This is a genomic window from Azospirillum sp. TSH58 (assembly GCF_003119115.1).
Taxonomy (GTDB): domain Bacteria; phylum Pseudomonadota; class Alphaproteobacteria; order Azospirillales; family Azospirillaceae; genus Azospirillum.
Map to the genome: position 1 here is coordinate 158,094 of NZ_CP022365.1, position 14,000 is coordinate 172,093.

Annotated in this window: 10 protein-coding genes; 7 read left to right on the plus strand and 3 right to left on the minus strand. The window is 68.0% G+C overall.

Annotated features, from left to right (window positions below; all coding sequences use genetic code 11):
• Positions 1-398 precede the first annotated feature (398 nt).
• The 7 genes from TSH58p_RS34575 (at position 399) to TSH58p_RS18525 (ending at position 8,594) form a co-directional block, all read left to right on the plus strand.
• On the plus strand, positions 399-2,159 hold the full coding sequence (locus TSH58p_RS34575) for a M10 family metallopeptidase (protein WP_282183603.1): 1,761 nt from the start codon (positions 399-401) through the stop codon (positions 2,157-2,159).
• Positions 2,160-2,271: 112 nt separating this feature from the next.
• Positions 2,272-3,930, plus strand: a complete 1,659-nt coding sequence (locus tag TSH58p_RS18500; RefSeq protein WP_109067576.1) for a glycosyltransferase family 4 protein — start codon at positions 2,272-2,274, stop codon at positions 3,928-3,930.
• 250 nt (positions 3,931-4,180) lie between these two features.
• Positions 4,181-4,744, plus strand: a complete 564-nt coding sequence (gene rfbC / locus TSH58p_RS18505) for a dTDP-4-dehydrorhamnose 3,5-epimerase (protein ID WP_109067577.1) — start codon at positions 4,181-4,183, stop codon at positions 4,742-4,744.
• Between the two features lie 93 nt (positions 4,745-4,837).
• A complete protein-coding gene (gene rfbB / locus TSH58p_RS18510; protein WP_109067578.1) occupies positions 4,838-5,935 on the plus strand; it encodes a dTDP-glucose 4,6-dehydratase in 1,098 nt (365 codons plus the stop codon).
• A 14-nt stretch (positions 5,936-5,949) separates the two neighbouring features.
• The gene (rfbD, locus tag TSH58p_RS18515; RefSeq protein ID WP_109067579.1) at positions 5,950-6,858 is read left to right on the plus strand and encodes a dTDP-4-dehydrorhamnose reductase; all 909 of its coding nucleotides are present in this window, start codon (positions 5,950-5,952) and stop codon (positions 6,856-6,858) included.
• Positions 6,855-7,721 (plus strand): glucose-1-phosphate thymidylyltransferase RfbA, encoded by an 867-nt coding sequence (gene rfbA, locus TSH58p_RS18520; RefSeq protein WP_109067580.1) that lies wholly within the window; start codon positions 6,855-6,857, stop codon positions 7,719-7,721. The genes rfbD and rfbA overlap by 4 nt, the downstream gene beginning before the upstream one ends.
• A gap of 21 nt (positions 7,722-7,742) precedes the next feature.
• Positions 7,743-8,594 carry a GNAT family N-acetyltransferase gene (locus TSH58p_RS18525; protein ID WP_109067581.1) on the plus strand — a complete coding sequence of 284 codons (852 nt, stop codon included), beginning with the start codon at positions 7,743-7,745 and terminating at the stop codon, positions 8,592-8,594.
• A gap of 9 nt (positions 8,595-8,603) precedes the next feature.
• Here the strand turns inward: TSH58p_RS18525 and TSH58p_RS18530 are convergent, their stop codons facing one another.
• Genes TSH58p_RS18530 through TSH58p_RS18540 form a run of 3 tightly spaced genes read right to left on the minus strand, consistent with a single transcriptional unit; the run spans position 8,604 to position 13,881 of the window.
• Entirely contained in the window at positions 8,604-10,313 is a 1,710-nt protein-coding gene (locus tag TSH58p_RS18530; RefSeq protein ID WP_109067582.1) for a tetratricopeptide repeat protein, read from the minus strand.
• A 51-nt stretch (positions 10,314-10,364) separates the two neighbouring features.
• Positions 10,365-11,723 (minus strand): HlyD family type I secretion periplasmic adaptor subunit, encoded by a 1,359-nt coding sequence (locus TSH58p_RS18535; RefSeq protein ID WP_109067583.1) that lies wholly within the window; start codon positions 11,721-11,723, stop codon positions 10,365-10,367.
• Positions 11,686-13,881, minus strand: coding sequence for a peptidase domain-containing ABC transporter (locus tag TSH58p_RS18540; protein WP_247873782.1), 2,196 nt, complete (start codon positions 13,879-13,881; stop codon positions 11,686-11,688). Before TSH58p_RS18540 ends, TSH58p_RS18535 begins: the two co-directional genes overlap by 38 nt.
• Between the last annotated feature and the right edge of the window lie 119 nt (positions 13,882-14,000).

Sequence of the window (14,000 nt, forward strand, 5' to 3'; positions counted from 1 at the left end):
TCCTCTCCGGTCCTTCCAAGGGGCTGATCCCAACGGTCGAGCCGGGCCAACAAGGCCGCAAAAACAGCCGGCCACGCAAGAGGGATGCGCAGGCGGGATGGGGGCGCGGCATCCCCGGACGGAACACTCCCCTTCGGTCACGGTCTCCAGAAGAGACGCCCGGACGGGGACGCTCGCACCCGCAAATATAACTCTCTGGATTCATCTGCCAGACTGCGTTAACCCCCGGCAATCCGCAAAATATCCATATGATAAACCATATTCGTAAGCTTTAATTTTTTGACGTCATCAGCGTATTTTGTTGATAGTTCATTCGATTTCATTGAATGAGCGCCACCCATTTCTGAATTGAAGAGCTGTTTTCGCGGACAGTCCTCTTTTATTCAAAGGTGGCAGCCATGAGCACACCGGATTATGTGTTTCCCGTGTCCGAAATCGCCGGAAGCGGGCGCATTGAGATCGATTCATTGCTTGCCGGATACAAATGGGGCGCAGGGAGCCAGCCTGGGAACGGCATTTCCCTGACCTATTCTTTCGGTGTCGCCGGACTGTCGGCTTATCGGGACGGCTATCTGACGCCGGACCCGGGAAGCGTCTGGACCCTGTCCGGAACAGCCCAGGCGGCGATCCGCCAAGCCATAGGCACCTGGGCGGCGGTTGCGAACATCACCTGCACCGAGGTCGCCGACAGCGCCCTGTCCTGCGGCGACCTCCGCTTCGGAGGCAGCAACGCCCCGGCAACCGCCTACACGGTCCTGCCGGTGGCGGAACTGCCGGAGGCGGGCGACATGTGGTTCGGCACGCTCTTCGCCGACCCGTCCCTCTCCTGGGCCTCCGGCTCCTACGTCTACCAGACCCTCGTCCACGAGATCGGACACGCCTTCGGCCTGAAGCACCTGCATGAGGAGTACGGGGCATTCCCGATCGCCCCCACCGGCATCGACTCCCAGCTCTACAGCACGATGAGCTACCGGTCCTACCCCGGAGCGCCTCCGGAGATGGGCTACTGGCAGGACCGCTTCCCCACCACCCCCATGGTCAGCGACATCGCCGCCATCCAGTATCTGTACGGCGCCAACACGTCCACCAACGCCGGGGACACCGTCTATTCCTGGGAGCCCGGGCAGGCGATCTTCGAAACCATCTGGGACGGCGGCGGCAACGACACCATCAGTTGGGCCAACCAGACCAGCGACGCCCGGATCGACCTGCGCCCCGGCTCCTACAGCGACCTGGGACCGGCTTGGCGAGCCGGCTTCTACATGGAATCCCGGACGCTGGGCATCGCCTACGACTGCTGGATCGAAAACGCCATCGGCGGCTCGGGGAACGACATCCTGATCGGCAACGAACGGGACAACGCCCTGTACGGGGGGGCCGGCGACGACACGCTGATCGGCGGGGCCGGCAACAACCTGCTGGACGGCGGCGACGGGTTCGACACGGCGGTGTTCGAGGGGGCGCCCTCGTCCTACACCATCCGCCACAGCGGAGCGGGCGAGGTGCTGGTGGAGGGCCCGGAGGGGACGAACACCCTGCGCAGCATCGAGCATCTGTCCTTCGGCGACATGACCCTGGCGCTGAGCCGGGACGCGGCGCCCGGCACGGTGGCCAGCACCTTCTACGGCGTGGCCAACAGCGCATCGGGGCAGCGGATCCTCCAGGAGGCCTCGACCTATTCCGGACCCGTCCAGACCCTGGAATGGCAGTTCATCGGCAGCGACGACGGCGAGGCGATCGTCGGCAGCGCCGGCAACGACTTCATCAACAGCCGGGGCGGCACGGACGCCATCGACGGCGGCGCCGGCAACGACGTGCTGGACGGCGGAACGGGGTCCAACTTCCTGACCGGCGGCGAAGGCCATGACACCTTCTTCCTCGACGCCCGCTCGGGCGAACCGGTCTGGTCCACCGTGACCGACCTGGAGGCGGGGGAGATCGTCACCATCTGGGGCTGGCAACCGGGAGAGTCGGTCATCAGCTGGACGGAGATGGGCGGAGCCGGCGGCTTCACGGGCGCCACGGCCCACATCGATCTCAACGGCGACGGCAACATCGACGCCAGCCTGACGCTGAGCGGCAAGTCCGTGGGATCCCTGACGGCGATGCCCGGCACGGTGAACGGCACCGATTATCTGGCGGTCTGGCTGAACGGCTGAACGGGGTGCGGACGGACATTCGGGCGCGTTGCCCTGGCGGGGACGGGCGGGTACTCTCCCGCCGACCTTGCCCGAACAGCGTCCGCACAACCGTCAAGGACCTCGACCGCCCGTGTCCAACGCCGCCATCTACTTCCACCCCGACGGTTACGAGACCGCGCGGGCGGACCTGAAGGGCCGCCATGTGGCGGGGGAATCCTTCCTCGTCGGTTTCTTCCGGCACTCCGGATTGAACGGCTTCGCCTGTCACGCCGACGGACCGGAGCAGGCGCGCCTGTTCGCCGATCTCGCCGCCCGCCACGCTCCGGGACGGGAGGTGGCGCTCTACCCGACCGGTGAACCGTCGCGGCTGGCCCGCGTGGGCTGTCTGTTCCTGCCCGGACCGGGCATCGACCAGTTCGCCTGGCGCCGCCGCTCCCGCGACCAGCGCGGCTACAGCCTGTGCGGCATCACCCACACGACCTCGGAGTCCCCGCATGCCCTGGGCGCCCTGGCCACCGCGCCGGTGCAGCCGTGGGACGCGGTGATCTGCACCTCCTGGGCGGCCCGCGCCTCGGTGGAGGCGGTTCTGGAGCCCTACGCGGAATATCTGCGCGACCGGCTGGGCGCCGCCGAGGTCCCGATGCCCCATTTGCCGGTGATCCCGCTCGGCGTGGACACGGACGCCTTCCGCTTCGGCCCGGCGGACCGCGGCGCGGAGCGCGCGGCGCTGGGCATCGGCGAGGACGACGTCGCGGTGCTGTTCATGGGCCGCCTCAGCTTCCACGCCAAGGCGCACCCGATCGCCATGTATCTGGCGCTGGAGGAGGCGGCCCGGCGGACCGGCAAGCGGTTCCATCTGATCCAGGCCGGCTGGTTCGGCAACGACGCCATCGGCGCCGCCTTCATCCAGGGGGCCAGGCGTTATTGCCCCAGCGTCAACGCCATCTTCCTGGACGGCCGGAAGCCGGAGGTGCGGACCCGGATATGGGCCGCCGCCGACCTGTTCACCTCGCTGGTGGACAACGTGCAGGAAACCTTCGGGATCTCCCCGGTGGAGGCGATGGCGGCCGGGCTGCCCTGCGTCGTCACCGACTGGAACGGCTATCGCGAGACGGTGCGCGACGGGGTGGACGGGTTCCGGATTCCCACCATCCTGCCGCCGCCGGGCACCGGACCCGATTTCGCCGACCGCTACGCCGCCGGGCTGGACACCTATGATTTCTACATCGGGCGCGTCTCGCAGGTGAGCGCCGTCGACGTGACGGCGGCGGCGGCGGCCTACGCGCGACTGGCCGCGGACCCCGCGCTGCGCCGCCGCATGGGCGAGGCCGGGCGGGCCCGCGCCGTCGCCACGTTCGACTGGAAGGCGATCATCCCGCAGTATCTCGACGTCTGGCGCCAGTTGTCCGACATCCGCCGCCACGCCGCGGAACGCGCCCCGCGCCGTCCCGACCGCGACGGCAACCCGCTACGCCCCGACCCCCTGCGGATGTTCGCGTCCTACCCGACACGCCACCTGTCCCCGTCCACGCGGCTGATGCGGGCGGGCAGCCTCGCCCGCGCGGGGGTGGCCGATGCCCTGGCGGCGCTGCACGCCGACCCGCTGAACTCCACGGCGCGCGGCGGCACCGTGTCTCCGGCCGCCGACCTCGTCCTGGCGCTGGACTCTCTCGATCCGCCGGGCCGCACGGTCGCCGACATCCTGACCCTGGTGCCGGAGGAGCGCCGCCTGCTGCTGCTGCGCAGTCTCGCCCACCTGCTGAAGTACGGCTTCGTTCACGAAGCGTGATCGACACAGGGGATGATGTCCCAAGTTATGCACGGGTTTCAGCCCGCTTTCCCTTGCGATGCAACAGGGGTTTGCGCTAAAGAACGGACTATTCCACTTGTTTTTCGACGACGGCTGGCATCCTGACGAAACAATCGATGCAACCGATGGTCCGCCCATGCTGGCACGTCGCTTCGCCAACCGTCGCAATGCGCTTGGACTCCCTTCAGCCTCGCTGCGCGGGGCTTTCTGACCGATGGAATCCTTCCCTATGCAGGTAACGCCAACCCCGCTGTCCGATGTCCGACTGGTCGTGCCGAAGCGGTTCGGCGATGCACGGGGATATTTCGTCGAAACCTGGAATGAGCAGGCTTTCGCCCTGAACGGCCTGGAGCGGCGCTGGGTCCAGGACAACCAATCCCTGTCCGCCACGCCGGGCACGGTGCGCGGCCTGCATTACCAGCTCGCCCCCTGTGCGCAGACCAAGCTGATCCGGGTGTTGAACGGGCGCATCCTGGACGTCGCGGTGGACATCCGCCGCGGGTCGCCGACCTTCGGGCAGCACATCGCGGTGGAACTGACCGCCGATGGGTTGGAACAGCTCTTCATTCCCGCCGGCTTCGCGCACGGCTTCTGCACGCTGGAACCGCACACCGTCGTCGCCTACAAGGTCGACGCTCCTTATTCGCGGGAGTGCGAGCGGGCGATTCTCTGGAACGATCCGGCGCTCGGGATCGACTGGCCGGCCCTGGCCGGCGCGTCGGTCTCGGACAAGGACGCGGTGGCGCCGCGGCTGGCGGATGCGACGGATCTGTTCGACACGCGGCCTGCGTGACACCGGCGCTCATCCGGTGCCGGGATCTTGTGAGCGTTTGGTTTCTTGACGGTTCGATGGCGCCTTCTGGAAAGGCGCAGCAGGGGGAATGGCATGCGCATATTGGTGACGGGCGGTGCGGGCTTCATCGGCTCGGCCTTCATCCGCTGGGTCATGGCGAACACGGCGGCCTCGGTCGTCAACGTGGACAAGCTCACCTACGCCGCGGATCTCGAAAGCCTGGCTCCCTTCGCGGGAAACCCGCGCTACGCCTTCGAACAGGTGGACATCTGTGACGAGGCGGAACTGCGCCGCGTCTTCGCCGATCATCGCCCCACGGCGGTCATCCATCTGGCGGCGGAAACCCATGTGGACCGCTCCATCGACGGTCCGATGGCCTTCGTGCAGACCAACGTCGTCGGCACGGTCACCCTGCTGCGCGTCTCGCTCGATTATTGGCGCGGGCTGGAGGGCGCGGCGAAGACCGCCTTCCGCTTCCACCACGTCTCCACCGACGAGGTGTTCGGCACGCTGGGCGACGACGGGCGCTTTTCCGAGACCACGCCTTACGCGCCCAATTCCCCCTATTCGGCCAGCAAGGCGGCGTCCGATCATTTCGTGCGCGCCTGGCACGAGACCTACGGCCTGCCGACGGTGGCCAGCAACTGCTCCAACAACTACGGCTGCTGGCAGTTTCCGGAGAAGCTGATCCCGCTGATGACGCTGAAGGCGCTGCAGGGCCAGACCCTGCCGGTCTATGGCAGCGGCCTGAATGTGCGCGATTGGCTGTATGTGGACGACCACGCCTCGGCGCTGTGGACCATCCTGACCACCGGACGGCTGGGCGAGAGCTACAACGTCGGCGGCGACAGCGAGCGCCGCAACATCGACGTGGTGCACGCCATCTGCGATCTGGTGGACGAGCTGGCCGGTCCGCTCCCCGGCGGGCCGCGGCGGAACCTCATCACCCACGTCACCGACCGGCCCGGCCACGACCACCGCTACGCGATCGACGCCACCAAGCTGAAGGACGAACTGGGCTGGACGCCCGCCGAGACCTTCGAGACCGGCATCCGCCGCACGGTCGCCTGGTACCTGGGCAACCGCGCCTGGTGGGAGCGCCTGTCCGCCGGTTACGCCGGCCAGCGTCTCGGCGTGGCTCCCGCCGCTTCCCAGGCCGCCCTCCAAACCGCCGCCCAAACCGCCGAGTGACCGGAGCCGCCGCCATGGGCACCATTCTCATCTTCGGCGCCAACGGACAGGTCGGTTTCGAACTGCTGCGCACCGCCTGGGCACCGGGCCTGACCCCGGTCGGGCTGACCCGCGCGGCCGGCGACGTCACCGACGCGCCGGCGGTGGCCGCGGCCATGGCTGCCCATGGTCCGGCGCTGGTCGTCAACGCCTCGGCCTACACCGCGGTGGACAAGGCGGAAAGCGAACGCGATGCGGCCTTCGCGGTCAACCGCGACGGCCCGGCCAACCTGGCCCGCGCCTGCGCCGCCGCCGGGGTGCCGCTGATCCACATCTCCACCGACTATGTTTTCGACGGGGCCAGCAAGTCCACCCCCTGGACCGAAGAGGATCCCGTCGCCCCGCAGGGAGTCTACGCCGCCAGCAAGCTGGCCGGCGAGGAGGCCGTGCGGGAGGCCCAGCCCGACCATGTGATCCTGCGCACCGCCTGGGTGTTCGGGGCGCACGGGCACAACTTCGTCAAGACCATGCTGCGGCTGGCCCGTGAGCGGGACGAGCTTCGGGTCGTCGCCGACCAGCACGGCTGCCCCACCCCGGCGGCGGCCATCGCCGCCGCCATCGCCACCATCGCGCAGGCGCGGCTGATCGGCGGGGGCTGGACGCCCGGTACCTTCCATTATGGCGGAGCGCCGGCCACCACCTGGCACGGCTTCGCCGACCGCATCGTCGAGCACGCCGCCGACCGCATCGGGCGCCGCCCGACCGTGACCGCCATCACGACCGCCGATTTTCCGACGCCGGCCCGGCGACCCGCCAATTCCGTTCTCGACACCGCGCGTCTCGGCCAGGCCTACGGCATTCCGCCAGCGGACTGGATGGCCGGCCTCGACCGGGTGCTGGACGACATCCTCGACGAAACCCAGGGCGTGGGGACAAAGGCATGAAGGGCATCATTCTGGCCGGCGGGTCCGGCACGCGGCTCTATCCGCTGACGCAGGTGACCAGCAAACAGCTGCTGCCAGTGTTCGACAAGCCGATGATCTACTATCCGCTGTCGACGCTGATGCTGGCCGGCATCCGCGACATCCTGATCATCACCACGCCGCAGGACCAGGAGCAGTTCCAGCGCCTCCTCGGCGATGGCAGCCAGTGGGGCATTTCGCTCACCTACGCCGAGCAGCCGAGGCCCGAAGGTCTGGCCCAGGCCTTCATCATCGGACGGGAATTCGTCGGCACGGACGGCGTCTGCCTGATCCTGGGCGACAACATCTTCTTCGGCCATGACCTGGAGCCGGCCCTGGTCCGCGCCGCCAGCCGGACGGACGGCGCGACCGTCTTCGGCTACCATGTGCGCGATCCGGAACGCTATGGCGTGGTCAGCTTCGACGCCGAGGGCCGCCCCAACGCCATCGAGGAAAAGCCGGTCCAGCCGAAGTCCAACTACGCGGTCACCGGCCTCTATTTCTACGACAACAGCGTCCTGGACATCGCTGCGACGATCCAGCCCTCGCCGCGTGGCGAGCTTGAGATCACCGACGTGAACAATGTCTATCTCGAGCAGCGGCGTCTGGCGGTGGAAAAGCTGGGCCGCGGCTACGCCTGGTTCGACACCGGCACGCACCAGTCCCTGCTCCAGGCCGCGGAGTTCGTCCAGACCATCGAGGCCCGTCAGGGACTCAAGATCGCCTCGCCGGAGGAAATCGCCTGGCGCAAGGGCTTCATCGACGGCGAACAGCTTGCCCGCATCGCCCGGCCGCTGGCCAAGAGCGGTTACGGGAGTTACCTGCTGAACCTGCTGACCGAGTAGCCGCGTCCAGACCGCCGCGCCATGATCGTGCGCGCCGAAGGTTTTCTCGAAGAGGTCGGCCCACGGGTGACGGGATGGGCGTGGCTGCCAGCCGAACCGGCCCGGCGGCTGCGCCTGTCGATCCAGCTGGACGCCGGCTCCGGAAACGTCCTGCGGCTGGACACGCTCGCCGACCGATACCGCGGGGACCTGCAGTCGGCCGGCAAGGGGGACGGACGCTATGGCTTCTCCATGGCGGTTCCCGCCGCGTTCGCGGCGCACGAGCATGATGTGGACCTGCGGTTTCCCGATTTCCCTGGCATCCGCCTGAGCGGCGCGCCGCGCCGCGCCATCCCCGTGCTTGGCCCGGTGACGCTGCGCGCCGTGCACCCTGTACACGGCGACGTGGAGCGGCTGAGCGGCTTCCTGGCCGGCATGGTCCGGCTGCAGGGCGGTTCCGCCGCCGCCGTGCCGGACGCCGAGGCCATCCGCTCCTGGCTCGCCACGCGCGGGTCGGATGGGGCGGAGCGCGGCTGGCTGGTAGCGGAACGGAACGGGCGCCTCGTCGGGCATTGCCGGATCGGGCCGGATTGGCCGGCGGCGCCGGGGACGGGCGGGCTTGCCCTGGGCATTGAACTTCACCCGGACGTCCGCAGCCACGGTCTGGGCCACGCCCTGATGCGGGCGGCGGAAGGTTGGGCGGCCGGGCGCGGCGCACGGTTGGAACTGGCGGTTCTGCCACACAACGCACGCGCCCTAAACCTGTACCGCAGACTGGGTTACGCCGACCTTGGCCCTGTGCCGCACCCGGCGACGGGGGAGATACACCGCCACATGGCACGGCCCTTGTCCCCGCGCGCCACCCCGCAGGGCGGCATCACCTTGGTTCTGTAGGCGCCACCCTCATCCTTCGCCGGCGGCGCGCGACCGTTCCCCGGCCTCGGGCTCGGAGGCGTTGGAGGGAGGGGGAACCGGCAGCCGTTCCAGCAACGCCTTGGCGCGCTCATCGCCGAGCGCCGCTCCCCGCTCCAGCCAGGCGCGGGCCTGCGCAAAATCCTTGCGATCGCTCCAGTGGCCATACAGTTCGCCAAGCGCCGTCATGGCCGCAGGCTCCCTCTGATCGGCGGCGGCGGTCAGCCAGCGGATCGCTTCCGCGATGTCGCGCTCCCCGCCGAGCCCCTGCATGCGGAAACGGCCCAGATTGACCATCGCTCCGACATGGCCCTGTTCGGCGGCCTTCGACGACCACAGGGCGGCGGCGGCGTAATCCTGCGTGACACCATCGCCGGCCGCGAGCGCCGCCCCCAGGCGAAACTGGGCCAGCACGCTGCCCTGGCTCGCCGCGCGCTCCAACCACTGGATCGCGCCCACCGGGTCGCGCGGAACGCCCAGACCCAAGCTGTGCAGCATGCCGATGTTGTAGACCGCATCGGTGTTGCCCTGGTCGGCCGCCCGGCGGAACCAGTCGAGCGCCCGATCGTAATCACGCGTCACGCCGCGCCCTTCGGCGTAGAAGGTGCCGATTCGCAGCTGCGCCTGGGGGTCGCCCTGCCCGGCCGCCCGCTCCAGCCAACGGGCCCCCTCCATCTCGTCGCGCGGCACGCCCGCTCCGGTGAAGTACATCTGGGAAATGATCTTCTGGGCCTCGCGGTGGCCAAGTTCCCCCGCGGCGCGGTACCACGTCGCGGCGTCGAACAGATTGGGCTGCATCCCGCCGCCCCGGCTGTTCAGGTGGCCAAGCTGCAGCATGGCTTCCGCGTCGCCCTGCACCGCGGCCTTGCGCAGCCAGGTTTCCGCGTGGTGGGGATCGGCGGGCACGCCCAACCCGCGCGCGTAGAGCAGGCCCAGCGCCCTTTGCGCGGCCGCGGCTCCCGCCTCCGCCGCCTTGCGGAACCAACCCGCCGCCTCGGCGTAATCCTGCTCGACGCCCAGCCCGGCGGCATACTGGGTGCCGATGTAATAGCAGGCCATGACGTTCTTCTGCTCGGCCGCCTTGAGGAACCAGCGGTGAGCCTCGACGGGATCGGACGTTCCGCTGTAGCCGCCCCCCAACAGGGTTCCAAGCCCGAGTTGAGCCGCCGCGTTGCCCTGTTCGGCGGCGATGCGGTACCAGCGCTCCGCCTCCGCATAATCGGGGGCGATGCCGAAACCGGAGGCGTGCATGTAGCCGAGCATGGCTTGGGCGCCGACGACCCCGCCTTCGGCGGCAGCCCGCGCCCAGCGCAGCGCTTCCTTGTAATCCTGCTCGATCTTCAGGCCGTTGGGGAAGAGAACGGACAGCGCCTCGTCGGTGGGCACGACCCCCTTGGGCTGGCCGCATCCATAATAATAAATCTCGGCCAGCCGGGCCTGGGCCTCGCCATGGCCCTGGTCGGCCGCCTGCCGGTACCAGCCGACCGCGTCCACCGCGTTGCGCACCACACCTTGGCCCAAGTCGTACAGGCGCCCCAGACGGTACTGGGCATCGGCATGGCCGGCACGGGCCGCGGCCAGCCAAGCATCAAGCGCCGCCTTGTAGTCCTTGCGCTCGTGCGCCTTCAGCCCCTTGGCCAGATCGTCTTCCGGCGATGGGGAGCCGAACAACCGTCCAGCGGCCTTGATGAGGTTGCGCATCGGCCTCACACCCTTTCCCTAATTCTCACGCTGGAGGCAAAGCCCGGCGCCTTATGGCTCGCGCATGCCTTCCGCGCGGCTCTTCAGTGCCCCTTCGACGAGATAAGCGATGATGGTCCGGGTGCCGACCACGATGTCCGCCACCAGGGGCATGCCGGGCACCAGCCGGAAATCGGAGGGCACGTCGCGCAGGTTCACATCGGTCAGCTCGATCTTCGCGCGGAAGAACGGGCGCTGGGCCTGGGACTGGTCCTCACGACGGGTGAAGGAGTCCTCGCTGATCGTCCGGACCACGCCCTTGGCCATCCCGTGCTCGATGAAACGGTAGGCTTCCAGCTTGACCTGCACCGAATCGCCCGGCTTGACGAAGCCCTGGTCGATGCCGGCGATTTCCGCCTCCACTTCAAGCTTCGCGTTCAGTGGCATCAGAGTGTAGATCGGCTGAGCCGATTCCACCACGGAACCGACGGAGTACTTCCCGACCTCCAGCACCACGGCGTCCTCGATCGCCCGAAGCTCGACCAGATCACGCCTCTTCTGGGCCTTGGACAGCTCCTCGCGGACACGCTCCAGATCGACCTGACGGGCGGACAGGTCGGTCAGCACCGTGCTGCGCCACTGCTGGATATAGACCTCCCGCTCGGCGCGCAGGGCCTCCAGGTCGTGCATGGTGGTGCGGATGGCGTTCTCGCTGAGGCCAAGATTCCGCTCGGTCTCCACGCGGGTGTCGCTGGCGACCAGGGAGTTGAGGCGGCTGCCGGTCTGGTTCTTTTCCAGCGTCCGGCGCATCTCCTCGATCTCCCCGACGATCTTCAGGCGGGAGCGATAATGGTCGGCATCGGCCCGGCTGCTCTTGATCGTGGACTGCAGGGTCGCCATGCGCTGGTCGAAATTGGCGAGCTTGGCGGCATATTCAGCCTGACGATACTGCCAGATCGATTCCTGCAGGATCATGTCCTGATCCTTGCCGGCGACCTTGAAGGGCACGCCTTCGGCCTCGGCGCCCAGCCGGGCGATCTCCGCCGTGAACTTGGACACCTGGCGTTCGAGCTGGGCGACATCCGCGGCCGAGAAGGTCGGATCGAGCGTGGCCAGCACGTCGCCGCGCCGCACGGTCTGTCCGGCGCGGGCGTTCAGGCTGCGGATGATCGAAATCTCCAGCGGCTGCACGACGATGGTCGGCGCCTGGGAGACGATGCGCCCTGTCGCGCTGACGACGCGGTCGAGTTTCATGACCGAGGCCAGCACGATGAACAGGATCACCATGCCAACGAGCACCCACACGACGATCCGGGCCTTGAACGGCTCCGGAGCGCCGGTGATTTCCGCAGTTTCCCCCTGGAAATCGTTGATGGCCTGCTCGGCGGCCAGATCAGGCTGTTGCGGCCGGCGTAAGAGGAGCGCGGTCATGAGTGCTTCCCGGAGAAAGGTGGCGGTTCTGTTGGAACCAGAGGTGCCGGTAAACGTCGCAGCGCTGGAGCAGCTCGTCGTGCTTGCCCATGTCGTAGAGCTTGCCGCGCTCCAGCACCATGATCTGGTCGCAGTTGACCAGAGAGGCGAGGCGGTGGGAGATGACGATCATCGTCCGTCCCTGGGCGATGCGCGTCAGGTTGTTGTTGATGATCGCCTCGCTGTCGGGATCGAGCGCGCTGGTCGCCTCGTCCATGATGAGGACGGTTGGGTCGACGAGAAGCGCACGGGCGATGGCGATGCGCTGACGCTGCCCGCCCGACAGGTTGGCCGATCCCTCCTCGATCATCGTCTCATAGCCGCGCGGCAGGCGCTCGATGAACTCCTCCGCACCGGCGAGCCGGGCGGCCCGCATCACCTCTTCCAGGCTGGCGCTGCGGTTGGCGGCCATGATGTTTTCGCGGATCGTGCCGTTGAACAGGAAGTTGTCCTGCAGCACGACACCCAGGTTGGAGCGCAGATGGCTGAGGTCGATCTCGCGCAGGTCCACGCCATCGATCTTGATCAGGCCTTCGTAATTCTGGTGCAGGCCCTGGAGCAGACGCGTGACCGTCGTCTTGCCGGACCCGGAGCGCCCCATGACGCCGATGACCTGGCCGGCCTTGATGGAGAAGCCGACGCTGTCGAGCGCCGGGTTCTGCGCGCCGGGGTAACGGAAGCGGACATCGGCGAAGGTGATCTCGCCTTTGATCTCCGGCCGCACGCCCTGGCGGCCCGCCGCCTCCTCGGGCTCCTGGTTGACCACCGACGCCACCTGGGCGACGGCGCCACGCACCTCCTGGAACTGCTGCATCAGGCTGGCGATCTGCACGAAGGGCTGGGTGGCGCGGCTGGCGATCATGCTGAAGGCCACCAGCGAACCGCCGTAGACGACGGCGCCCTCACCGATCGCAAGATACGCGCCGAGGCCCAGCGAACCGGCGTAGATCGCCTTCTCCAGCGGCTGCAGAATGGTCTGCGGCTGGTTGGAGAGATGCTGCATGTTGGTGTTGGCGCGCACCGCCTCGGCCACCCGCACGTCCCAATCCAGGCGCTTGCGCCCTTCCAGGGCCAGCGACTTGACCGTGCGCATGCCGTGCAGCACCTCGATCATGAAGGAGCCCTTGCGCTGCTCCGCCACGACGACCTTGCCGTAGGCGCGGGCGAGCGGGCCGATGTAGACGACGACCACCAGCCCCATGATGCAGGCGATGGCCAGAACGTAGAAGGCCAGGGGGGCGCTGAGGACGAACATCGCCGGGATCAGCACGACCAGCGTCATGGAGTCCAGAAGCGTCCCGAACAGCTGCCCGGTCAGGAAGTTGCGGACGCGCCAGATCTCGTTGAGCTTGTAGTTGATGACGCCGGTCGGGGTCCGCTCGAAGAAATCGATCGGCAGATTGATCATCCGGTCGAAGATGTAGGTGCTGATGCGGGCGTCCACCCTGGCCGTGCCGATCGCCACCAGATACCGGCGCAGATAGCCGAAAAGGGTGTCGAACAGCAGCAGGAAGCCGATGGCCGTCAACAGCACATACAGCGTGGACAGCCTCTGGTGCACCAGCACGCGGTCCAGGATCACCATGAAGAGCAGCGGCGGCACCAGCGCGAACAGGCTGAGGACCAGGGCCGAAATGCCGACATCGCGGAAAATCTTCTTTTCCCGCAGAATCTGCCCGAACAGCCAGGTGAACCCGAACGGCCGCTCCTCGTCGCTCACGCCGTAGCGGCGCTTGACGAAGATCGCCTCGCCGTCCCAGACTGCCCCCAACCGCAGCTCATCCACGGCGACGCAGGCCTGGTCGGGGCTGAGCGGGTCCTGCAGCATCGCGGCCGGCGCGCCGCCATCCTCGCGGAAGGCGACCATCACCATGGTGCTGCCGTCGCGCAGCCGGAGCATCAGCGGCAGCGCCTTGCCGAGGCGCGACAGATGCTTCCAGCCGAGCCTGGCCGAACGAACGGTCAGCCCGCTGTTCTCGGCGATCTTCAGCAGGGTCGCCGTGGATGGCTCCGGTTCCCCGCTTTCGATGCCGTAATCGCGCCGCATCTGTTCGACCGACAAGTGCAACCCGTGGTGCCGGGCCACGACGGCGAGCGCATTGAGACTGGTGGTTCGCATGGCCTCCGAAGAGGTGTGCTGTGGATCGGCGGCGGTCTTGCTCTGCATCTGGCCTCTATGCCCCAGTCGCTCTTCCGGTGGCCTCACCGGCCGCGCGACTGTACTGTACCACCTTCATC